Genomic DNA, 22,529 nt, shown 5'->3' on the forward strand with positions numbered 1-22,529 from the left:
TTGATATCTGCTTCTTTGGGCGAAAAGCTGTCTTATCGCTTCTCCGACCCTGCTCTGTTGGAAATGGCATTAACCCATCGAAGCATGGGTCGGCAAAATAATGAGCGCCTGGAGTTTCTGGGGGACTCGGTACTTGGTCTGTGCATTTCAGAGCAGCTTTATGAAAAGTTTCCGGATGTGGAAGAGGGCGATCTCAGCCGTCTGAGAGCGAGCCTGGTCAACCGGGATACACTCGCCGAGATTGCCGGCGAGCTTGAGCTCGGCCAGCAATTGTATCTTGGCGGTGGAGAACTCAAGAGTGGTGGTTTCCGCCGTGCATCCATTCTGGCGGATTCATTGGAAGCAGTGATGGGGGCGGTCTACCTGGATGGCGGCTTCCAGGCAGCCCGGTCCTTGATTCATCGTTTGTATGCGGATCGCCTTTCCCGCTTGCCGCCACCGCAACAACTCAAGGACCCCAAGACTCGTTTGCAGGAACGGCTGCAAGGGCAGGGTTACCAACTTCCTGTTTACGAGGTCATCGGCATCACCGGAAAGGAACATGATCAGTCTTTCCAGGTGGCTTGTCATGTCCCGGATACTGATTTGAAAGCCCGTGGACGTGGACAGAGCCGTCGAAAGGCGGAACAGGCTGCGGCTACCGGCATATTGGAGCGGCTCGATCATGAGCAATGAAGTGCGTTACGCCGGCCTGGTTGGGGTTGTGGGTCGTCCCAATGTGGGCAAGTCGACCCTCGTGAATGCCCTGGTTGGGGAGAAAGTCAGTATTGTCACGGCCAAGCCTCAGACCACCAGACATCGGATCATGGGGGTGAGTACCCGGGGAGACCGTCAGTTTGTCTTTGTAGATACCCCCGGTATTCACAGTGATACCCCTCGCCGTATGAATCGGGATATGAACCGTACGGCCCAGGATGCGGCGCGTGATGCGGATGTGGTGCTGTTTCTGATACAGGCAGGGCAATGGAATGAAGAAGATCAGGCTATTCTGAAAGGCCTGAAAAAGCTGTCGGTACCCGTGGGCCTGGTGATTAACAAGGTGGATCGCCTGGATGATCGCAAGGAATTATTACCCTTCATGGAAGAATTGACACAGGCGGCGGATTTTCATTTTGTGGTGCCCCTGTCTGCCCTCAAGAAGGAGAATCTTGAGCCTTTAATGGATGAGCTTTCGGTTTTTCTCCCGGAGTCCCCAGCCTTCTTTCCGGCTGACCAGCATAGCGATCAAAGCCCGCAGATGGTGGCCGCGGAGGTGATCCGGGAAAAACTCATGCTTCGTGTGCACCAGGAAGTGCCTTACGCCTTGGCCGTGCAGATTCAAAGCTTTAAGCGGGAAGGTCGCTTGCGCCGTCTGGAAGCGATTATCTGGATTGAGCGTGACGGCCAAAAGGGTATTGTCATCGGCAAGGGCGGTCAGGTTTTGAAGGCCATCGGCACCGCCGCTCGAAAGGAACTCGAGTCGCTTTGGGATTGCCGGGTTCACCTGGATCTATGGGTCAAGGTCCGGGCCGGCTGGCCGGATGATCCCCGCCTCTTGGGTAGCATGGGGATCGGCGGGGAATGAGCCCTCCGGTGGACCGGCCCGAATTGGAGGCCGGCTATGTCTTGCATCAGCGAGCTTATCGCGATTCCAGTCTAATTGTGGATGTATTTACCCGTGAGGCCGGCCGCCTGGCCCTGGTGGCCCGGGGGGCAAGACGGCCCCGGGCCCGCCAACGTGCCTTGCTCCAGGCCTTCCGACCCCTGCGCCTGTCCTGGCGGCTGGGGGGCGAAATGGGAACCCTGACGGCCGTGGAAAGTGATGGCCAAGCGCTCAATTTGAGTGGCGAGCGATTGCTCTCGGCCTTCTATCTCAATGAACTTATTCTACGTTTGGCCGGACGTCATGATCCACACCCGGTGCTTTACGATACCTATTCAAGTGCCCTGTCGGCGCTTTCCCGGCATGCCGAGGATAATTCCGATGAAGGGGCTTTAGGATCCCGGAATGAGGCTTCCCTTACCGCGGTTATCCTGCGTCGATTTGAGCGTGAAGCCTTGGAGTGTCTGGGGTATGGTTTGCCTCTGGATGACAATTGTGTTGATGGCAGTCCGATTCGGGCCGAGGGTCGGTATCGTTTCGATGCCCAGGCGGGGGCCTATTCCCTGGCCGACGCCCATAACCGGGACCAGGAACGGGGGGTGTCAGGGCGTGCCCTGCTGGCCTTGATGCATGATGATTGGTCGGATCCTTCGGTGTTACCGGATATCCGAAGGCTGTTGGCGGCCGCGCTGAGCCCCCATCTTGGAGGGCGGCCTCTGAAAACCGCCCGAGTTCTGAGGGATTTGCGCCGGAGGCAGGGGCGGTCGGGGGAGAATGAGTCTTGAAGGAGAATAGGATGCGGCAGTGGATTGATTTAGGCGTCAATGTGGACCATGTGGCGACTTTGCGCCAAGCCAGGGGTACGGTCTATCCGGACCCGGTTCAGGCGGCCATGCTCGCTGAGCAGAATGGCGCGGATGGAATTACCATTCATCTGCGTGAAGACCGTCGCCATATCCAGGATCGAGATGTAAGCCGGATGATGGAGAGCATTGAAACCCGCGTGAACCTGGAAATGGCTATCACGCCTGAAATGCTAAGCATTGCCTGTGCCCATAAACCTTTTGCTTGCTGCCTGGTGCCGGAGAAACGGGAGGAGTTGACCACGGAAGGGGGATTGGACGTCCGTGGGCAGCAGAAATCGGTGACCCAGGCAGTCCAGCGCCTCTCTGACGCCGGCATTCGGGTTTCCTTGTTCATCGATCCGGATCCCGAGCAGATCCAGGCTGCTGCGGACTGTGGTGCCGCCGTGGTGGAATTGCATACCGGAGACTATGCCGAGGCCCGGGGCCATGACCAGGCAAAGGCCTTGACTCGAATCCGCGCGGGCGCGGAACGGGCCGCTCAGGCCGGTCTTCTGGTGCATGCGGGCCACGGTCTGCATTATCACAACACCGCCCAGGTGGCGGCGATTCCTCCCATCAGCGAGCTCAATATTGGACATGCCATTATTGCCCGGGCGGTGATGGTGGGCCTGCCCCAAGCGGTTCGCGACATCAAGGCCCTGATGCTTGAGGGCAGGGAGTTGGCATGATTGCCATGGATACACCATTGTACGGGGTGGGGACCGATCTGGTTGAGGTAGCCCGGATTGAACGGGCCTACAAGCGTTGGGGTGAACGTTTTGTTGACCATCTCCTGATGGATGCCGAGCGTGAAGAGTTTGAGCGCAGCAAGCGGAAGGTACGCTATCTGGCCATGCGCTTCTCCGCCAAGGAAGCCCTGGTCAAGGCCTTGGGTACGGGGTTTCGGCAGGGGATGTGGTTAAGGGATGTTGGCTGCTGCCAGGCGGGGTCGGGCAAGCCTTACCCCATATTCTCGGACAAGGCGGAAGCGCTTAGAGAGGAACGTGGTGCGGGACAGGCCGAGATCAGCCTCACCGATGAAGCCGGCCTGATCGTGGCCTTTGCTGTGATGATGCGGCGTACCGAAACCTTTGGATAAAATGCTGGTAAACCCTTTCGGCCGGGAATTATGACTAACGGTCCCTGCCTGATTCGAGCTGATACTGGATATCCTTTAAAACGGCATCAACTTCTTTCTGCATTTGTTGAATTTTCCGGGAGAGGCTGACTGGATCGCTGCCTTGGTCGATGCAAGCACGAATGCTTTCGCAACACTCTGCGAGCGCATTAAAACCACAGAAGGCGGCAGTACCTCGCATCCGGTGTACTTCCGCGTCCAGATGGTCCCAATCCTCCGATGACAGATACTGTCGAGCCTTGTCACTTTGCTTGGGTAGGTCATCCAGGACCATGGCAGCAATCTCCGGTTTTAGGTTACCACCGTTTTCCCGTCCCATGGGTTGTGGGGGGGAGTTGGACACCTTTCCGCCATGACTCGGACTCTGATCCGTGCTGCTGCCGTTGGCGAAATGACTGGGGCGTCTCAGGCGCAAGGCTCGTCGGATACGCTCCACCAAGGTTTCTGCCGGCACCGGTTTGACCAGGACATCGTCCAAGCCGGCCTTCTGACAGCGTTTTCGCTCACCTTCGCCGGCACTGGCCGTCAGTGCCAATACCGGTGTGTTGGAGAAGCCGTAGCGCTCCCGAAGAGCCAGGGTGGTTTCAAGACCATCCATGCTCGGCAATTGAATATCCATCAGGATCAGATCAGGTTTCCAGTTGTTCAATTGCTCCAGAGCATCGGGTCCGTCAACAGCGGTTCTTACCACGGCCCCGGCTACTTCCAGGAATTCTCGTGTCAGGTGGCGATTGATGCGATTATCTTCCACCACCATTACATTCAGCCCGAATAAGCTCTGTTGAGTTGCGTGTCGCACACTCGTGGGCGTTAGGGATTGAGGTTCGTTTAAGTACTCATGCAAGGTCTCCAGCAGCTGTTTGCTGGATATGGTTCTCGGCAGAGCAGGCTGATGAAGCCAACTCTCAATTCGCTGAAGGATATCCCGATCCAGACTGCTGATCAGTACCAGAACGCGAGCGTCGTTGGGTAGTTGGGCCTGAATGCTTTCCAATCGCTCCCCCTGTTCCAACATGCCCTGACTAATCTCAATGATAATCAGATTTCCACCGGTCCCGGCTGCCCGTATCTTTTGTTCTTCATCAATATGGTTGACTTCAGCGCCCCAGGCCCGCAGGCGGCGGGAGAGGGCTTCGGCCATCTCCCTTTCAGGAGAGAATAAAACCAGACTGTGATTAGCCAAGGGAAGCCCCCGTTCCGGGGTAAGCACTTTGACCGGAAGTTGAATGGTAAAGTGGCTGCCCAAGCCAGGCTCACTCTCTACGTTGATTTGGCCTCCCAGCAATTTGGTAAGTTGCTCGCAGATGACAAGACCCAGTCCGGCCCCCTGGTGACGGCGGGCGGAGGAACTATCCAATTGAGAAAAAGCCTGGAAAAGCTTCCAAGTGTCGTCCTTATGTATACCGATGCCTGTATCAATGACATCAATGATAAGCCAGCTATGGCTATCCTGGTTAATTTCCAACTGGGCATTGACCTTTACATAACCCTCATCCGTGAATTTTGCGGCGTTGGACAAGAGGTTGCTCAGGATTTGGCGGAGCTTGACCTTGTCGACTAGAATTTCCGCGGGGAGCCGGTGGAGCGGGGCCCAGATTAACTCCAGGCCCTTGTGAAAAATGCCAGGCGCCATCATGGCCATGGTGTCTTCAATTAGCTCGGCCGGTTGACAGATGGTCTCTTCTACTTCAACCCGTCCAGCTTCGATGCGGGAAAGATTTAGCACGTCTTCCAGTAAGGCGAGTAAGGATTCAGCTGATCGTTGTATAGTGCCCAGGTATTCTTTCTGATTAGCTTTTAGTTGGGTGCGACCCAATAACTGGGTATAGCCAAAGATGGCATTCATTGGGGTCCGGATTTCATGGCTGATATTAGCCAGAAATTCGGATTTAATCTGATTGGAAGCTTCCGCGCGTTTACGCGCCAGATCTAATTCTACATTCTTGATCTCAACTGCCTCTAGTGTTTCTCGTAGTTCCGCCGTGGCTTTTTCAACCTGGGATTCCAGGTATTGGTGGGCAGTCTGAACTTCATCAGCCAATTCATTAAAGCCTTTTTCCAGCAGGCCGGCTTCACCCCGACTATTGAGCGGAACGCGAGCGTCCTGCTCACCCTGGCGAAAGCGGGTGATAGCATCCACGACCTGATTAAGGGGACGTACCATTTTCAGTCCGGCCTGGACGGCCATCAGCCATACGATGAAAAGACCGCCGAGGATCATCACCAGGCCGCGGCCAAGTACTTCGGTTTGCCGTTCCATGAGGGGCAGGGGTGAAAGCTGTAACTCTACTTGGCCGATGATTCGTTCATCACCGGGTAGACCCTCACCCGGTTGATCGGCAAAGAGAGATTCGAATTCGCCGCCGGGCTCATCACCTATTTCAATGGGAGCGGAGAATTGCAGGTCTTCCTCGGCCACCGGGTATAGTCGACTGAACAGACTGCTGCTGTCTGTCTGGGCATCAGACAAGGCTTCGCTGATAACCACGCCATCTGCATCCAGAATCCTGAGTTGGCTTACGGAAGGTTCGGCTACCAGGTTTTGGCTGAGTCGATCCAGGGCCTGCTGGTTGCCGGAGAAAACTGCATACTCACTGGCCGGTGCCAGATGCCGGACAATATTTTCGCCGTACTCTTGCTGGGATTCACGCATGTCCGCAATACGGGTGGCCAGCAGATAGCTGCCGATGGTCAATGTCAGCAGGGCGGCCGGTAACAGTGCTATCAGTAGAATTTGATTTCTTAATCGCAGCATCTTAATGGTCCGGTGAGTCCAGTTCTTGCAGGGATTGAAATAGCGTCTCCCGTGGGGGAATGCGAACATTAAGGGACCGGCCCACTTCCCGGTTTGTGCTTATCTCGAAATGAGCAGGATAGACTGGGTCTGGCCAATCTTGGCCCGTACTACCTCTCAGAGCCATCAGTTTCTCAGCGGTTTCTTCACCCAACCGCCGGGGTATTGTATGAGCCGCCATCAGACTACCAGCAGATACCAGACCTGGAGAATAGGAGAAAACAGGCAGATTGCCACGGAAACTTTGCAATAGCAGTGCCCTTAGATTTCTGGCGTCCTGGGTGATATGGGAGGGGGGAAGCAACAGGACATCTGCTTCCCTAGAGAAGGTGCGGACCGATGTGATGAGAGAATCTCGGTCACTGGCTTGGTGATGAATTAACAGAAGATCACTTTTTTCAGCTTCTTCATCAAACATGGCTCGTAGAGCGGATTCATCCGGGGCCGTGATGATACCTACCCTTGTGGCCTCTGGCAGTACCTGGCTGATCAAATGCAGATGCCTAAGTGGTGGCTGATCGATATATAGTCCTGAGATATGACGGTCCGGATGAGCCTCCAAAAGCCGATTCAGGCTGAGGGCCGGTACCATGGTGGCGAGTATCGCTTCTTCATGTTCGCTCAGATTCCAGTGTAAGGCCTTCATGCCCACGGCAACCCAGTAAGCATTATCGCCTTTTGATTCTGGATCAGGAAAATTTTGTGTGCCGGTGTGGACGCGCAGCCTCTCAAGCAGTGACTCATCTGCTGCCTCAATGAATCCTGATTCAAAGGCTCGGTAATGTCCGCCTTCGCTGCTGAGCATAAGATGGATAAGGCGAGCATCATCCTCTGCATGGGCGAGGGGCATGATCAGGCAGACCAGAGAAACCAGTCCCGTAAACCAGGCGACGAAGGGCGGACCAGTAATGGCTTCCTGCCCTTGTCCGTTTGTTGTTCTTCCCTGATTCATATCCGTCTTACCGCTTAGTTCAGAATGGTATGCGAATTTCCCCAAAGATCCTTCGGTGGAATCGATTGCGTGGCCAGGTATCTCGGTAATCACCGCTTAGACTCTGGATCACCAGTGCCAGTCGAGGGGCGTTGTCATCACTTCCCATGGTGTGGGCGATACGCATATCCGCCCTCCGGGTGTGGTTCACTCGGGCGCCGAGATTCATGAGTTGATACTCACTATAATAGAAGTAGCTGAGGCTGATCCTAGTCCTGTCATTGAATTCATATTGTCCCAGCAGGCTCATGCTGTGACGGGGGGCGCTGTCATTGATGGTTCCTGATTGGTCCGGGCTATCAATCTTCTTATAGGCATAAGAGGTGTTCAGCCGTATCCGCTCCATGGGGCGCCACTCCAAGGAGGTTTCCAAGCCGGTTATTCTGGCATTTTCCAAGTTGGCGAAGTCCACGGCTTCACCATCAAAAGGGTCCTCGGGAACCGGTGACGAGATATACATGATCATATCCTGAATATGATCATGATGGATTCGGGTATCGATGGTCAGGGAATGTGTCGGCGATTCATAGAGGTGGCCCAACTCGACGCTATCCACCGTCTCCCGTTCCAGCCCCCCTGATGCCAGTACCACTTGTTGATACGCCAGGGGCATGTCGATGGACCAGTCTCCGAGTTCCTCGATAAGAACCGGGGAGCGAGTGGCACGACTGGCCGACAAGCGCAGGGTGTGATTTGTCCCCAGGTGACGATTAAGGGCAAGTCGGGGAGAAAAGGCTCCATCCACGATTTGATCATCCTCATACATGGCCCCCAGGTTCATGGTGTAATCGGGTGTGGGTTGCCATTCAAGCTGGGTAAAGACGCGTCCGGAGCGATTCTTTTCGGGGCCATCCGGGAAATAGGCTTGCGGTGACTCCACTTTATCTTCGCGGGCACCCAGACCCCATAAAATGCGGCTGGTTTCTGACAGCCTCAGGGTATGCTGGAACTCAATGTCACTGCGGCTGCTGACCCGTGACTCGTCCACCGGGACTTCGGCGAAGTCCAGTTCCACGATGGGACGGGTGTGAAAAGTTTCATCGATGTCTTCTTCACTGTGATGGATGCGAAACTCCAGCAACTGGCCGGAGTCGGTCTGATACTCCCAATTCAACTGCCCGAAATGATTTTTCCAGTACTGATCCCTCGGCGGTTCAAAGGCCGGGTGGTCACGTCCCCATTCCTGTCGGCCCCGGCTGACACCCGCCCGGGCATGTAAATTGCTGTTGGGGCCGGTGTGGTAGCGAAGCTGGGTATTGATGAAACGATGACTCTTTCCGTCAAACTCCAGTCGTTGATTATCAAATCCGTTATCACCCCATTGAGCAGTGGAAATGCTCCAGTCCGTGCGGTCACTGGAGCCAAATTGGCGATATTGGGCACGGTGGGCGTAATCATCCCCGGCCAGCACTTCAATCTCGCCACCGCTGCGATCGGCCGGATCACGGGTAATGATATTGATGGTGCCGAGAAAGGCGTTGGTACCAAAGGCGGAGGTGTTGGGGCCACGGGTCACTTCAATTCGCTCGATGTCACTGACCGAATACGGCAGGGAAGGCCAGGGGACACCACCAAAACTGGGGGTGTAAACACTGCGACCATCCACCAGGACTTCCAGCCGACGAGAATAGGATTCCGCCCCAAAACCCATGACCACGGAAGACCAGTGCCCGGAGGTGTAACTCACTACGGCACCCGGTACATAACGTAGTAACTCCTGAATTTCCCGGGCACCGGAAGCCTTGATCATTTCCCGGTCAATTACCGTCACGGAAACGGGTGAATCGTCCCGAGCCTGCCGAAGGCGGGAACCGGTCAATACCCGGGCTGGACTTTCCAGGTAGGCGTCCTCGGTCAACAAGCCCTGGGCGTCATCCTCATTTCCAGCGTAAGCAGGGTTGGTCCAGGCAGTCAGGGCGGCCAGGATAACGGGGCTTGAGAGAGCCGTCCAATGGTGGCTGACACTGGCAGTCATCGAGCCCTGCCTGTCTGTTTACGGTCATTATTTCTCATGGCCCTAAAGATACCCGTTCAGGGCCTTCCAGGTCCATTTCCCCCGGCAGGGGTCTGGTACACTCACGCTTGGTTGAAACAGGAGCGGAATGTGAACGTTCTGGCCTTTGACATTGAGACCGTTCCAGATACTGAGACGGGCCGGCGACTGCTGGATCTGGGCGATCTGGACGATCAGGATACCGGGCGGGCCATGTTGCATCGGCGGCGCCAGGAAACCGGGGGACGGGATTTTCTGCCCCTGCATTTGCACCGGGTGGTGGCCATCTCCGTCGCCTTGCGTCAAGGGGATCGCTTTCGGGTCTGGACCCTGGGTGACCGAGACGCCGGCGAAGCCGAAATGATCGCTCGTTTCTACGAAGGGCTGGAGCGGTTTCAGCCGGATCTGGTGTCCTGGAACGGAGCCGGCTTCGATCTGCCGGTTCTGCATTACCGGGCCTTGTTGCACGGGGTGCCGGCACCGGCCTATTGGGAAACTGGTGACAATGCCCAGGCCTTTCGCTGGAACAATTATCTCAACCGTTTTCACTGGCGGCATCTGGACCTGATGGATGTGATGGCCGGTTTCCAGGGGCGAGGCACTGCCAAACTGGAAGAGGTGGCGGTGATGCTGGGTTTGCCCGGCAAGCTTGGCATGCATGGCAGTCTGGTCTGGGACCGCATTCTCGATGGTGATATCCAGGCGGTGCGAGATTACTGTGAAACCGATGCCCTGAATACCTATCTGGTGTATCTACGCTTTGAAGTGATGCGCGGTCGCCTGGATGCCCAGGGCTATGCCGATGAGCAGGCCCGGGTTCACCGTTTCCTGGAAACGGCCGAGGGCGAGCATTTTCAACAATTTCTGGCCGGCTGGGAGGCGCGCCCCCTCTGGCAAGGGCACAACAGTCAAGACAAGGATTCCCGTGGTACGCAAGAAGAAGACTGATATCCGCCTGACCCTGGATATACGGGACCTGTCCCATGATGGCCGGGGTGTGGGCAGTGCCGATAGTGGCAAGACCTTTTTCGCCCATGGTGCCTTGCCGGGTGAGCAGGTGGTGGCCCGCCGGGAAAAGAAGCGGCGGGATCTGGATGAGGGGGTGGCTGAAGAGATTTTGCGGCCGTCCCCTGACCGGGTAGAACCCCGCTGCCGTTTTTTTGGCCAATGTGGTGGTTGTGCCCTGCAGCACCTGTCCATCGAGGCACAGCGCCGGATCAAGGCGGACAGCCTGCTAGAGCAGCTTGAGCGACTCGGCCAGGTCCAGCCGGAAGAACGGATTCCCACTCTGAGCGGCCCGGCCTGGGGCTATCGTCGCCGAGCCCGGCTCGGGGTCAAGGACGTACCCAAGAAGGGGCGGGTGCTGGTGGGCTTTCGTGAACGACGAACGCCCTATGTGACGGACATGACCCGCTGTGAGGTATTGGTGCCCCAGGTGGGCGAGCGGCTTGAGGCCCTTTCCCGGTTGGTTGGCCAGTTGTCGGTGCGCGCCCGCCTGCCCCAGATTGAAGTGGCGGCCGGCGATGAGGACACGGCCCTGGTTCTGCGCCATCTGGATCCACTGAGTGACGAAGACCTATTGCACCTGTCTCGCTTTGAGCAGGAGAGCGGGTTCTGGATCTATTTGCAGCCCAAAGGACCGGATACCGTCCATGCCCTGAGCGATCAAGCCCCGCCGCTTAGCTATCGGCTGCCGGCCCATGATGTGGAAATTCGTTTTTTGCCCACGGATTTCATCCAGATTAACCGGGATATCAACCGAAGCATGATTGATCAGGCCCTGGCCTGGTTGGACGCGGGAGAAGGAGACTCGGTGCTGGATCTGTTCTCGGGGCTGGGCAATTTTGCTCTGCCCATTGCCCGCCAGGGCGCTCGGGTAACCGCTGTGGAAGGCGAAGCCGGTTTGGTGGGACGAGGCCGGGATAATGCCATCCGCAATGGCTTGGGCGAGGTGGTAGATTTTCATGTGGCCAATCTCTTCGAGGACGTGTCCGATCAGGCCTGGGCCCGGCGGGACTATCGCCTGGCGGTGCTGGATCCTCCACGCAGCGGCGCCCGGGAAGTGATCCCGAGACTCGGACGCATGGGCGTGGAACGAATCGTCTATGTTTCCTGCCATCCGGCCACCCTGGCCCGGGATGCGGGCCAGTTGGTTCACGAGGAAGGATTTACCTTGCGTGCCGCCGGCATCATGGACATGTTTCCCCATACCGGCCATGCCGAGGCTATGGCTGTGTTCGAGCGATAACCATGCCGCGAGAGATTGAGCGAAAGTATCTCCTTATTGATGAGCGCTGGCGAGAACAAGTGCTGCGAAGCCAGCCGTTCAGGCAAGGTTATCTGAGTGACCACCGCAGTGGGCGGGCCTCGGTACGGGTGCGGCTCAAGGGTGATCAAGGGGAGCTGAATATCAAGAGCCTGGAGCTGGGCAGCAGCCGTCAGGAATACGAATACCCCATCCCTGCATCGGAAGCCCGGGAGATGCTGGAGACCCTCTGCCAGGGACCCTTGATTGAAAAGACACGGCATTGGGTGGATTATCGGGGACAGGTTTTTGAGATTGATGAGTTCCACAGTGACAATGCCGGTCTGGTGGTGGCGGAGCTGGAACTGGACCGCGAGGATCAGCCAGTGGAAGCCCCGGCCTGGCTCGGGCCGGAAGTGACCCACCTGCCGCGCTATTTTAATGTGGCGCTGGCCCAGCGGCCCTATTGTCAGTGGTCGTCGGCGGAAAAGGCGGGTGAGGATGCGGATTGAAGTGGATATCAGCTGCCAGCGTTTGACCCTGTACACACCGGAAGGGCGGCGGCAAGACCAGTGGCCCGTGTCCACGGCAAAAAATGGTCCGGGCGAGGGCCATGGCAGCGGCTGTACGCCCCGCGGGCGTCATGTCATTCGCGCCCGCATTGGGGATGGACAGGCTGTGGGCACGGTCTTTGTGGGCCGGCGCCCCACGGGCGAAATCTGTGACGAGGCCCTGTTCCGAGCCCAGCCCGAGCGGGATTGGATTCTCACCCGTATTCTCTGGCTTTCGGGCCTGGAGCCTGGCAAGAACCGTCTGGGCGATGTGGACACCATGCGCCGATATATCTATATCCATGGTTGCCCGGATGCTTTTCCCATGGGTAAGCCCTTGTCTGCCGGTTGCATTCGCATGCGCAACCATGCGGTGATAGCCCTTTTCGAGCAAGTGTCGGTGGGCACAGAAGTCCTGATAAAGGAATAAACATGGTTGCAGGCCCGGTGATGATGGATCTGGAAGGGACCAGCCTCAGTCGCGAGGAATCGGAGCTGCTGGCTCATCCGGCCGTGGGCGGGGTGATTCTCTTTAGCCGTAACTATGACTCACCGGGGCAGCTGTCCCGGCTGACTAGCGCCATTCGAGCCAGTCGGGAAACTCCCCTTTTGATTGCGGTAGACCAGGAAGGAGGGCGGGTGCAACGCTTTCACCAGGGATTTACCCGCCTGCCCCCCATGGCTCGTTTGGGGGAGGCATTTGATGCGGATCCATCCCAGGGTCTGCAGCTGGCCGAGCTCTGTGGCTGGGTCATGGCGAGCGAATTGCGGGCTCATGATCTGGATCTGAGTTTTGCCCCGGTGGTGGATCTGGACTTCGGCGCCAGTGCGGTGATCGGTGATCGGGCTTTCCACGATGATCCAGAGACGGTATTTCGTCTTGCCAGGGCCCTGGTGACCGGCATGCGGGCCGGTGGCATGTCTGCTACCGCCAAGCATTTTCCCGGCCATGGGGGGGTGGTGCTGGATTCCCATGTGGATTGCCCGGAGGAAAGCCGTTCACTGGATGATTTGCGTGAATGGGATATGCAACCCTTTGCCCGTTTGATTCGCATGGACCTGCCATCGGTGATGATGGCCCATGTGGTTTACTCGGCAGTGGATTCCCGGCCGGCCAGTTTTTCCCGTCCATGGATTCAGGATATTTTGCGAACCCAATTGGGTTTTGCCGGTGCCGTGGTGGCGGATGATTTGTGCATGGCAGCTGCTATTGTGTTGGGAACGCCCGCCGAGCGGGCCCGGATGGCCCTGGAGGCCGGTTGTGATCTCATCCCGGTTTGTAATGACCGGGCGGCGGCGGTGGAAGTGATCCAGGCGGTGGGTGGTGATACCCCCCCGGCTACGCGGCATCGCCTGGCGCGTCTTCGGAGCAAGGCCCGTCAAACGGCCACGCCCAATATTGCCATTGATTGGGAAGCCGCCCGCCGGAAGGTGGCCCAACTCAGCAAAGGAGAGGCCTGATGGAGGAAGCCGGTGACGTACTCGAGATAATCAATGAGGTGATGCCGCTGGACTGGATCACCATGGTTCAGATTGGTGTGGTCATCTTTGTGACCGCGTTGGCGGATCTGGTGGTTCGCCAGATTTTTGTTCGGCTCGAGAGAAAGGCCCTGGAAACCCACCGGGTCTGGGATGATGCCTTTGCCCTGGGTTGTCGGCGGCCAGCCCGCTTTGCCATCTGGGTGATCGGGCTGAGCATCGCCATCGGCTTGATCGGCGAGGATATTCGCGCCGGTATTTTCGAGCCGGTTGCGGATGCCCGCAACGTAGCCCTGATTGCGATCGTGGCCTGGGCCCTGATCCGCATGGTCCGTCGGATCGAGATCAACCTGGTCAATCAGTGGTACCAAGAAGGGGAAGCGGTGGACCAGACCACTGTGGATGCAGTGAGTAAGCTGGTTCGTATCACCATTCTGGTGACGGCGGCCCTGGTCACCCTGCAGACGCTGGGTTTCAGTCTCACTAGTTTGCTGGCCGCGGGGGGGATTGGTGGTTTGGCTATTGGCTTTGCCGCCCAGGACCTGCTGTCCAACTTCTTTGGCGGGTTGACCATTTATATGGAGCGGCCATTTTCCGTCGGTGACTGGGTGCGCTCACCGGATCGGGAAATTGAAGGCACCGTAGAGGAAATCGGCTGGCGTCGAACGGTGATCCGGACCTTTGATCTGCGTCCCCTGTATGTGCCCAACGCGGTATTCAATCAGATATCTCTAGAGAACCCATCACGGATGTTTCACCGGCGTATTTTCGAAACAGTGGGTGTTCGTTACGATGACTTTGACAAGATTGAAGGGATTCTTAAAGATGTGAGGCAAATGCTTCATGACCATGAGGAGATCACCAAGCAAAGGACACTGATGGTGTACTTCAATACCTATGCAGACTCCTCCCTGGACTTCTTCATCTACTGTTTCACCGAAACCAAGGTCTGGACGGAATTCCATTCCGTTAAGGAAGATGTGCTGTTGAAGGTGGGGCAGATTATTGAAAAGCATGGCGCGGAAATCGCCTACCCCACACGCACCTTGCATGTGCCTGAGGGATTGGTGACACAAGGGGCGGCCACTGAAGCAGGAGGGGCTGATGAGCCAGGCAGATGAGCCCAAGTCGCTGCCTTCAAGCGAGAATGGGAAATCGGTTCGACAGGGCCCGGCAGAGGCCTGGAGGCCTCTGCCGGAGACCGCAGAACTCATTCATGATGGAGCCACTGTCCAGGCGGCTTTTGATTCCATGGCCCAGGCGATTAACCGGGACTGGTCGGGCACGGAGCCGTTGGTAATGCCGGTATTGCTGGGCGGACTGATACCAGCAGGACAGCTTTTGCCCCGGCTGCTGTTTTCATTGCAACTGGAGACGATCCACGCCACCCGTTATGGAGGCGGGACCGAAGGGGGGCAGCTTCGCTGGATGGCGGAACCTCGAGTGCCACTGAAGGGCCGCCACATTTTGCTGATTGACGATATCCTGGACGAAGGTCTGACTTTGAAGGCGCTGGTGGACTACTGTCGTGAGCACGGTGCGGAGCAGGTGGGTACGGCGGTGCTGGTGAAAAAGCAGGGTAAGCAGCCACCGGCCATGGAGGCTGATTATGTGGGGTTGAAAGTGCCCGACCGCTACGTATTTGGCTGCGGCATGGATCTGTATGAATACCATCGTCAGCTGCCTGGTATCTACGCAATCTGATCATTGGATAACAACGGGATTCTCAAATGGCCGAATTGGCAATTATTGGTGGTACGGGGCTGACGGAGCTGGATGGTCTGGAAATTACCCACCGGGAAGTGGTTGCCAGCCCATTCGGTGAGCCTTCCGGACCCGTGGTTCATGGTCGTTTCTGCGGCACGGAAGTGACTTTCATGGCCCGGCATGGACATGGGCATACCATTCCACCCCATCAGGTCAACTATCGTGCCAATCTCTGGGCTTTGCGACGGGTTGGCGTGCGGCGGGTACTGTCCGTAGCCGCGGTGGGGGGCATTCGGGAAGATATGATCCCCGGGGGGGTGGCCATTCCGGATCAAATCCTGGACTACACTTGGGGACGGGATCACACCTTTTTTGAGGGAGAGCTCAAGGGCGTGACCCATATCGACTTCACCCAGCCATATTGTCCCGAACTGCGCCAATGGTTGCTAGTCGCGGCCAAGGAGGCTGATATACCGGTGAGTGACGACGGGACCTATGGCGCGACACAAGGCCCGAGGCTGGAAACGGCCGCCGAGATCGACAAATTGGAACGGGATGGTTGCGACATCGTGGGCATGACCGGCATGCCCGAAGCAGCCCTGGCGCGAGAGCTGGGCTTGTCCTATGCTTGCTGTGCCGTGATTGCCAACCATGCCGCCGGTCGGGGTGAGGCGGATATCCATGCGGATATCGAGGCCAACCTCAATATTGGCCTGGACAAGGCGCGTGCCATCATGGGGGCCTTGTTGAAAAACGGGGCCTAGAGGGCCATGGCGTTCATGGCCCTCTAGGCTTGGATTCGGTACTGCGGATTATTCCGGCCGGCCCACCCGGACGATGACACCGAAGCGGGGATGGTCCAGATAATGCAGTTCGCCCAATCGTCGCACGCGACGGCGTTCATTGAGACGATATCCAATAAAGGGTTCCAGCTGCTCCCGGCTTCTCAGGCTGTCGAAATCCCCCTGACCTGAGAGCAGATCCTGCAGTTGCTGGCGCCGTTCCTGGGCGGCATCCTCCGCTGCTCGGCGGTCATCCAGCTCCGGGTTGAAGATTAGATCGGCAGCGGCATGAAAGAAGCGGTTCCGGTAGACCGTCAAGGTGCCGTCCAGGGGGCGGGCAAGGTCCAGTTGCTCTTCGTCCTCGCGGCTTATCTCAGACTCGCCGCTTTCTCCGGCCTGGCCCAAGTGTTCATCCTGAAAGGTGGCTTGTTGGGGTTCTTCCGTTGCGTCTGAATCGGCATCACGGCCCTCCTGGGCCCGGCGATCCACATAAAGACGCAGAACCGGGGCATCGTCTCTTTCCAGTTCCGGCAACTGGTAGCGATGATGGGTCAAAACCTCATAACGATCATCGGAATCCAGGCGGTCCAGCACATCCCTCAGTCGGCTACCGGATACAGACCGTATATCCAGCTCCCGGGCTTCTTCGCTGTCCAGCTCCACGGCAGCCTCCAGCGTCGGCGGCATGCCGGGGTCATTTATCCATCGTTCTTCATCATGGCCGGTATCGCCATTGCGCTGAAATACAATGACCTCCACATCCAGCTGCCTGATATCCGTCTCGGCCTGGGCCGCATTATGGGACAGGCCCAAAAGGGAGAATGTGAGGGTGACGCCGGCAAGGGCGAGCAATCGTTTCATGGTCAGCCTGCCTTTCTCTGTTCATCATCGGGTTTGAGCCGGGCCAGAATATCCCGCAGATAGCTTACGCGATCATCCCGCTCGGGTAATTCCTCATGAAAACGCAAGCGGGTCTGGCCGTCCAGTTTGAAGCGGTTGGGTTTGCTTTGCACCAGATCAATCAGTGCCACCGGGTTGATATCGGGTTCTTCCTCGAAGTCCAGCCGTCCACCCTCCGGACCCATTTCCACCCGGCGGATTCCCAGGGGCTGGGCCAGCAGTCGGACCTCTGCGGTCAAAAACAGGTTCTTGGCATAGTCCGGTAACAGACCGAAGCGGTCAATCATCTCCACTTGCAGCTCCCGCAATGTCTCACTGTCCTTGGCGCTGGCAATACGTTTGTAGAGGGTCAGCCGGGTGTGCACATCGGGCACATAATCCTCCGGTAGCAGTGCAGGGACCCCAAGCTCCACTTCCGGGCCGTGGTTGAGCGGCTTGTCCAGTTCCGGCTCCTCGCCCGCTTTGAGGGATTTAACGGCTCGTTCCAGCAGTTCGGTATAAAGGCTGAAGCCCACTTCGTGGATTTGACCGCTCTGTTCATCCCCCAAGAGTTCCCCGGCACCCCGGATTTCCAGGTCATGGGTGGAGAGGGTAAAGCCGGCTCCCAGGTCTTCCAGGGACTCGATGGCCTCCAGGCGTTTGACGGCATCGGCGGTCATGGCGTTCCGGGGCGGGGTGAGCAAATAGGCATAGGCCCGATGATGGGAACGACCTACCCGGCCACGGAGCTGATGCAACTGTGCCAGGCCGAACTTGTCCGCCCGGTTGATGATGATGGTGTTGGCCGTGGGTACGTCAATCCCGCTCTCCACTATGGTGGAGCAGACCAGGATGTTGGCCCGTCGATGGTAGAAATCCAGCATCACCCGCTCCATCTCCGATTCCCGCATTTTGCCGTGGGCCACTTCCACCTGGGCTTCCGGTAGTAGTTCGCGCAGTCGGCTGGCGGTTCGATCGATGGTTCTGACCTCATTGTGCAGGAAATAGACCTGTCCACCCCGGCGGATTTCCCGCAGACAGGCCTCCCGAATCAGTCCATCGGACCACTCATTCACGAAGGTCTTGACCGACAGGCGTTCCGCCGGGGGGGTGGCGATGATGGACAGGTCCCGGATGCCGGCCAGGGACATATTCAGCGTGCGGGGAATGGGCGTGGCGGTGAGGGTCAGCACATCCACCTCGGCTCGCAATTGCTTGAGTTGTTCCTTGTGCCGGACACCGAAACGGTGTTCCTCATCGATGATCACCAGCCCCAGGTCCTTGAACTTCACATCCCGGGACAAGAGCTTGTGGGTGCCGATGACGATATCTACGGTTCCCTCCGCAAGACCTTCTAGGGTGGTGGTCTTGTCCTTGCCGCTGCCCATGCGGGACAGAGACGCAATCTTGATGGGCCAGTCGGCAAAGCGGTCCTTGAAAGTATCCAGATGCTGGCGACCCAGCAGGGTGGTGGGCACCAGTACCGCTACCTGCTTGCCGGCCTGCACCGCCACAAAGGCGGCCCGTAGGGCGACCTCGGTCTTGCCAAAGCCCACATCGCCACAGACCACCCGGTCCATGGGCTGGGTGGACTTGAGATCGTCCACCACTGCCTGGATGGCCGTAGCCTGGTCGGGGGTCTCCTCAAAGGGGAAATCCTCCTCGAAGGCCCGGCGTTCCTTTTCCTCCACCTTGAAGGCGGTGCCCTGCCGGGCCGAGCGGCGGGCATAGAGATCCAGCAGCTCGGCGGCCACATCCCGGGCCTTTCTGGCAGCCCGTTTGCGGGCCTTGTCCCACTGGTCCGAGCCCAGGCGATGGAGGGGGGCATTTTCGGGGCTGGTTCCGGTGTAACGACTGATCAGATTCAGCGAGGCCACCGGTACGTAGAGCTTGTCGCCGCCGGCGTATTCCAGTGTCAGGAACTCGGTGGGCTCATCGCCCATATCCAGGGTTTGCAGGCCCAGGTAACGGCCCACCCCGTGTTCCTCATGGATCACCGGGGCGCCTTCGCTGAGATCGGTGAGGTCCCGGACAATGGTTTCCGGGTCCTTGACCGCTCGGCGTCGTCGGCGCTGTTGGGCCCGTTCTCCGAACAGTTGAGGCTCGGCAATCACCGCCAGGCCTTCGTCCGGCAGGATCAGGCCCTCGGTCAATTCCGCCACGCAAATGGCCAGCGGTGGCGTTTGTTTCAGAAAGCCCTGCCAGTCACCGACCTGCACAGGCTTGCGTTGCCGTTCCGAGAGCATGTCGATCAGGGCTTCCCGTCGGCCGGGGGATTCGGCGGTAATCAGGATGGCACCGTCAAAATCATCCAGGAATTCGCTCAGGGCCCGGGCCGGGTCCTCGGCCCGGTGATCCAGGGGCAGGCGGGGCGGCGCCCGGGTGGCAAAGTTGTCCACCGGCAGGGCTTCTGGGTCGTGGGCGCCTTCCGGGCGTTCCAGGTAGACCTGACCATGACGTTCCAGGGCGGCTTGTACCGCTTCCGGGACCAGGGCGATGCGCGCCGGCTCCAGCAAGGGGCGTTCCCGGTCGTGGCCTCGCTGTTGGTAGCGTTCCTGGATTTCCTGCCATTGTCGTTCCAGGGCCGGAAAGGCCCCATCGGTCATGGCCACCGTGGCCACATCCGGCAGGTAGTCGAACAGGCTGGCGGTCTCGTCAAAGAACAGGGGCAGGTAATACTCAATCCCGCCCGGCTGATTGCCGTCGCTGATGGCCCGGTAGATCTCGCTTTGCTGCGGGTCGCCTTCAAATTGCTGTCGATACCGCTGGCGGAACTGTCGAATAGCCTCCTCCCCCAGGGGGAATTCCCGCGCCGGCAGCATTCGGATCTGCTCTAGTTTTTCGGTGGTCAGCTGGGTGTCCGGGTCAAAGGCGCGCAGGGATTCGATTTCGTCATCGAACAGATCAATGCGGAAGGGCTGGCGGCTCCCCATTGGAAACACGTCCACCAGCGAACCCCGCACTGCGAACTCCCCGTGTTCCATAACCTGGGAGACGGCCCGGTAGCCGGCGGTTTCCAGGCGTAGCCGGAGTTGATCAATATCCAGTCGCTGCCCGGTGTCCAGCATCAGGGCACCACCACTGACATAGCTTACCGGGGGCAGGCGTTGCATCAGGGTCTGGGCCGCAGTGATCACCACACCCCGTTCCATGTCCGGCAGCGTAGCCAGCGTCGCTAGCCGGTCGGAAATGATGTCCTGGTGGGGGGAGAAGACATCGTAGGGCAGTGTTTCCCAGTCAGGGAAAATGGAGACCGTTAGATCCTCGGCCCGGGCAAAGAAGCGCACCTCATCGGTCAGAGCCTCGGCCTCCTGCACGCTTTCACAGATCAGTAGTAGCGGGCCGCGGGCACGGGCGGCTGCGCGGGCAGTGATCAGACTGCGAGCAGAGCCATACAACCGGCCCCAGCGGCGGCGGTCGCCGGGACCATCTGGGAGTGAGGGGCGGGACAGGGAGGCTTTGGCGATGTTTTCGTTGACGGCCATGTGAATTCAGCTAGGGGACTCTGCAGCTTGGATGATCGACAAACCCCCATTATCGCATACACGGCTACAGAGGCGTGTGCGCTTTACTCATCCCTGAAACGGCGGAAAAGGTCGCCATAGGCATCCACGCGGCGGTCCCGAAAAAAGGGCCAGATACGGCGGACCTGCTCATTGTGCCTCAGGTCCAGCCGGGCCTGGATCAGAGCCGCCGTCTCGTCCGCCTCGGCCAGCAATTCGCCCTGCGGCCCGCAGATGAAGCTGTGTCCCCAGAACTGGATGCCCGGTAGATGGGGTTCCGGGTGGGCTTCGTAGCCGACGCGATTAGAGGCCAGTACTGGCAAGGCATTCGCCACGGCATGGCCTCGCTGAACGGTCCGCCAGGCGTCCAGCTGGCGGGCTTGTTCGTCTTGGTCGTCCTCGGCGGACCAGCCAATGGCGGTGGGATAGAGGAGCAGATCAGCGCCGGCCAGGGCCATCAGGCGGGCCGCCTCCGGATACCACTGGTCCCAGCAGACCAGCACCCCCAGTCGGCCCACGGCGGTGTCGATGGGCTCAAAGCCCAGGTCTCCCGGCGTGAAATAGAACTTCTCATTGAAACCGGGGTCATCGGGGATGTGCATCTTGCGGTAGCGGCCGGCCAGGCGTCCGTCCCGGTCCAGCACCACGGCGGTATTGTGGTAAAGGCCGGCGGCGCGCCGTTCGAACAGGGAGCCAACGATCACCGTGCCGGTTTCCCGGGCCAGGCGGCTCAGCCGCTCGCTACTGGGGCCGGGAATGGGCTCGGCGAGATCGAAGACCGCCGTGTCCTGCTGCTGGCAGAAATAGGGGCTGTTGTGGAGCTCCTGCAGCAAGACCAGCTGCGCCCCCTGTTGGGCTGCCTTGCGAACCTGCGCCTCGATTTGCTGCAGATTGGCTTGGACGCTGCCCCGGTCTCGATCCTGGATCAGCGCCACATTCAATTCCGTCATGCTCCACCTTCCTGGGCGGGTAGGCCCGCGTCTGCCGGTACCACACCATCCGGATATTGCATGGTAACGCAATGCAGGCTGCCACCCTGGCGAATCAGGGCCCGGCAATCGATGCCGCGGACTTCATGCTCGGGAAAGGCCGCGCCAATCTTCAGTAAAGCGGTTTCATCGGCCGGATCCTGGTAGGTGGGCACCAGTACTTGCTGATTGGCTACCAGGAAATTGGCATAACCGGCGGGCATGCGACGCCCCTTGCTGTCATGGATGGGGCGGGGCAGGGGCAAGGGGATCAGGGCCCTTTCCCGGCCTGTCGGGTCAAGCAGGCCCCGCAGGGCGTCCGCCATGGCAGCAAGGGGCTCGAAATGAGGATCTGTGGCGTCGTCACAGCTCTGATGCAGCACCGCCCCCTGGGGGCCGAAACGAGCCAGGGTATCGATATGGCCGTCGGTGTCGTCACCGGCCAGATTCCCCGTGCTCAGCCAGTGAATCCGCTCGGCACCCAGCCATTCCTGCAGGGCCTGCGCCATGGCGGAATGGTTCATGCCGATATTGCGATTTTCGTTCACGATGCAGCTTTCACGAAGCAGAAAATGCCCCTGGCCATCGGTTTCGATAGCGCCGCCCTCCAGGATCAGTCCGCTCTCAATGAGCGGGCATTTCCCGAATACGCCTTGCGAGTGCAGTGCTTGCGCCAGTTGATTGTCCTTATTCGCGGGATGCCTTCCGCCCCAGCCATTGAAGGTGAATTTGATCAGTGCCGGGCCTTGCGGCGTGGTTACAGTAAGCGGGGCATGGTCCCGGGCCCAACTGTCATCACTGGGGGCGAGCACAAAGCGGCACCGGGGCAGGTGGGCGCCGGCTGCTGCCAGCGCCCGGCTGATGGCATGCCATTCGCCGTCGTCCCGAGCAACGATCAATACGGTCTGGTAGCGGGACAGGGCGGTGGCAATTTGGGTAAAACAACGGCGGGCCGGTTGCAGGTTGTGTGCCCAATCACCCTCGTCATGGGGCCAGGTTAGCTGGACCGCACTCTGACAGGCCCATTCCGCCGGCAGGCGGCGGCTGGGTGGAGGAGGGGATTCAGCCATCA

The 22,529-nt window shown here is 58.7% G+C and carries 20 protein-coding genes; 13 read left to right on the plus strand and 7 right to left on the minus strand.

All coding sequences use genetic code 11. The annotated features are described in order from the left end of the window. Nucleotides 1-15 precede the first annotated feature (15 nt). Genes rnc through acpS form a run of 5 tightly spaced genes read left to right on the plus strand, consistent with a single transcriptional unit; the run spans nt 16 to nt 3,526 of the window. Nucleotides 16-675, plus strand: a complete 660-nt coding sequence (gene rnc, locus J2T60_RS03225) for a ribonuclease III (protein WP_301288301.1) — start codon at nt 16-18, stop codon at nt 673-675. After that, nucleotides 665-1,564 carry a GTPase Era gene (gene era / locus J2T60_RS03230; protein WP_253445356.1) on the plus strand — a complete coding sequence of 300 codons (900 nt, stop codon included), beginning with the start codon at nt 665-667 and terminating at the stop codon, nt 1,562-1,564. The genes rnc and era overlap by 11 nt, the downstream gene beginning before the upstream one ends. Then, the gene (recO, locus tag J2T60_RS03235) at nt 1,561-2,367 is read left to right on the plus strand and encodes a DNA repair protein RecO (protein ID WP_253445359.1); all 807 of its coding nucleotides are present in this window, start codon (nt 1,561-1,563) and stop codon (nt 2,365-2,367) included. The genes era and recO overlap by 4 nt, the downstream gene beginning before the upstream one ends. Before the next feature lie 11 nt (nt 2,368-2,378). Continuing rightward, the gene (gene pdxJ / locus J2T60_RS03240; RefSeq protein WP_253445362.1) at nt 2,379-3,116 is read left to right on the plus strand and encodes a pyridoxine 5'-phosphate synthase; all 738 of its coding nucleotides are present in this window, start codon (nt 2,379-2,381) and stop codon (nt 3,114-3,116) included. 5 nt (nt 3,117-3,121) lie between these two features. Next, complete coding sequence (gene acpS / locus J2T60_RS03245) at nt 3,122-3,526, plus strand: holo-ACP synthase (RefSeq protein ID WP_253445364.1); 405 nt, start codon at nt 3,122-3,124, stop codon at nt 3,524-3,526. 34 nt (nt 3,527-3,560) lie between these two features. On the opposite strand, the gene J2T60_RS03250 is transcribed toward acpS, so the two are convergent. Genes J2T60_RS03250 through J2T60_RS03260 form a run of 3 tightly spaced genes read right to left on the minus strand, consistent with a single transcriptional unit; the run spans nt 3,561 to nt 9,325 of the window. Further along, nucleotides 3,561-6,320, minus strand: a complete 2,760-nt coding sequence (locus tag J2T60_RS03250; protein ID WP_253445367.1) for a response regulator — start codon at nt 6,318-6,320, stop codon at nt 3,561-3,563. A 1-nt stretch (nt 6,321) separates the two neighbouring features. After that, nucleotides 6,322-7,311, minus strand: coding sequence for an ABC transporter substrate-binding protein (locus J2T60_RS03255; protein ID WP_253445370.1), 990 nt, complete (start codon nt 7,309-7,311; stop codon nt 6,322-6,324). Nucleotides 7,312-7,330: 19 nt separating this feature from the next. Next, on the minus strand, nt 7,331-9,325 hold the full coding sequence (locus tag J2T60_RS03260; protein ID WP_253445372.1) for a TonB-dependent receptor plug domain-containing protein: 1,995 nt from the start codon (nt 9,323-9,325) through the stop codon (nt 7,331-7,333). Nucleotides 9,326-9,454: 129 nt separating this feature from the next. On the opposite strand from J2T60_RS03260, the gene J2T60_RS03265 reads away from it, so the two are divergent. The 8 genes from J2T60_RS03265 to J2T60_RS03300 are packed head-to-tail and all read left to right on the plus strand — an operon-like array spanning nt 9,455 to nt 16,089. Continuing rightward, entirely contained in the window at nt 9,455-10,291 is an 837-nt protein-coding gene (locus J2T60_RS03265; protein ID WP_253445375.1) for a 3'-5' exonuclease, read from the plus strand. After that, complete coding sequence (gene rlmD, locus J2T60_RS03270; protein WP_253445379.1) at nt 10,269-11,591, plus strand: 23S rRNA (uracil(1939)-C(5))-methyltransferase RlmD; 1,323 nt, start codon at nt 10,269-10,271, stop codon at nt 11,589-11,591. Before J2T60_RS03265 ends, rlmD begins: the two co-directional genes overlap by 23 nt. A 2-nt stretch (nt 11,592-11,593) precedes the next feature. Then, a complete protein-coding gene (locus J2T60_RS03275) occupies nt 11,594-12,100 on the plus strand; it encodes a CYTH domain-containing protein (RefSeq protein ID WP_253445382.1) in 507 nt (168 codons plus the stop codon). Next, on the plus strand, nt 12,090-12,569 hold the full coding sequence (locus J2T60_RS03280; protein ID WP_253445384.1) for a L,D-transpeptidase: 480 nt from the start codon (nt 12,090-12,092) through the stop codon (nt 12,567-12,569). Before J2T60_RS03275 ends, J2T60_RS03280 begins: the two co-directional genes overlap by 11 nt. Before the next feature lie 2 nt (nt 12,570-12,571). After that, nucleotides 12,572-13,600, plus strand: a complete 1,029-nt coding sequence (nagZ, locus tag J2T60_RS03285; RefSeq protein ID WP_253445387.1) for a beta-N-acetylhexosaminidase — start codon at nt 12,572-12,574, stop codon at nt 13,598-13,600. Then, entirely contained in the window at nt 13,600-14,739 is a 1,140-nt protein-coding gene (locus J2T60_RS03290) for a mechanosensitive ion channel family protein (RefSeq protein ID WP_253445390.1), read from the plus strand. The genes nagZ and J2T60_RS03290 overlap by 1 nt, the downstream gene beginning before the upstream one ends. Beyond that, nucleotides 14,723-15,322: a hypoxanthine-guanine phosphoribosyltransferase gene (locus J2T60_RS03295; RefSeq protein WP_253445393.1), complete on the plus strand. Its 600-nt coding sequence runs from the start codon at nt 14,723-14,725 to the stop codon at nt 15,320-15,322. Before J2T60_RS03290 ends, J2T60_RS03295 begins: the two co-directional genes overlap by 17 nt. Nucleotides 15,323-15,348: 26 nt before the next feature. Then, entirely contained in the window at nt 15,349-16,089 is a 741-nt protein-coding gene (locus J2T60_RS03300; protein WP_253445396.1) for an S-methyl-5'-thioinosine phosphorylase, read from the plus strand. A gap of 48 nt (nt 16,090-16,137) precedes the next feature. Here the strand turns inward: J2T60_RS03300 and J2T60_RS03305 are convergent, their stop codons facing one another. The 4 genes from J2T60_RS03305 to J2T60_RS03320 form a co-directional block, all read right to left on the minus strand. After that, entirely contained in the window at nt 16,138-16,968 is an 831-nt protein-coding gene (locus J2T60_RS03305; protein ID WP_253445399.1) for a CsiV family protein, read from the minus strand. A 2-nt stretch (nt 16,969-16,970) separates the two neighbouring features. Then, entirely contained in the window at nt 16,971-20,471 is a 3,501-nt protein-coding gene (mfd, locus tag J2T60_RS03310; RefSeq protein WP_253445403.1) for a transcription-repair coupling factor, read from the minus strand. Nucleotides 20,472-20,554: 83 nt separating this feature from the next. After that, nucleotides 20,555-21,439 carry a carbon-nitrogen hydrolase gene (locus tag J2T60_RS03315; RefSeq protein WP_301288302.1) on the minus strand — a complete coding sequence of 295 codons (885 nt, stop codon included), beginning with the start codon at nt 21,437-21,439 and terminating at the stop codon, nt 20,555-20,557. Further along, a complete protein-coding gene (locus J2T60_RS03320; protein ID WP_253445406.1) occupies nt 21,436-22,527 on the minus strand; it encodes an agmatine deiminase family protein in 1,092 nt (363 codons plus the stop codon). The genes J2T60_RS03315 and J2T60_RS03320 overlap by 4 nt, the downstream gene beginning before the upstream one ends. Nucleotides 22,528-22,529: the final 2 nt, after the last annotated feature.

It is taken from the genome of Natronospira proteinivora, assembly GCF_024170465.1.
GTDB lineage: Bacteria > Pseudomonadota > Gammaproteobacteria > Natronospirales > Natronospiraceae > Natronospira > Natronospira proteinivora.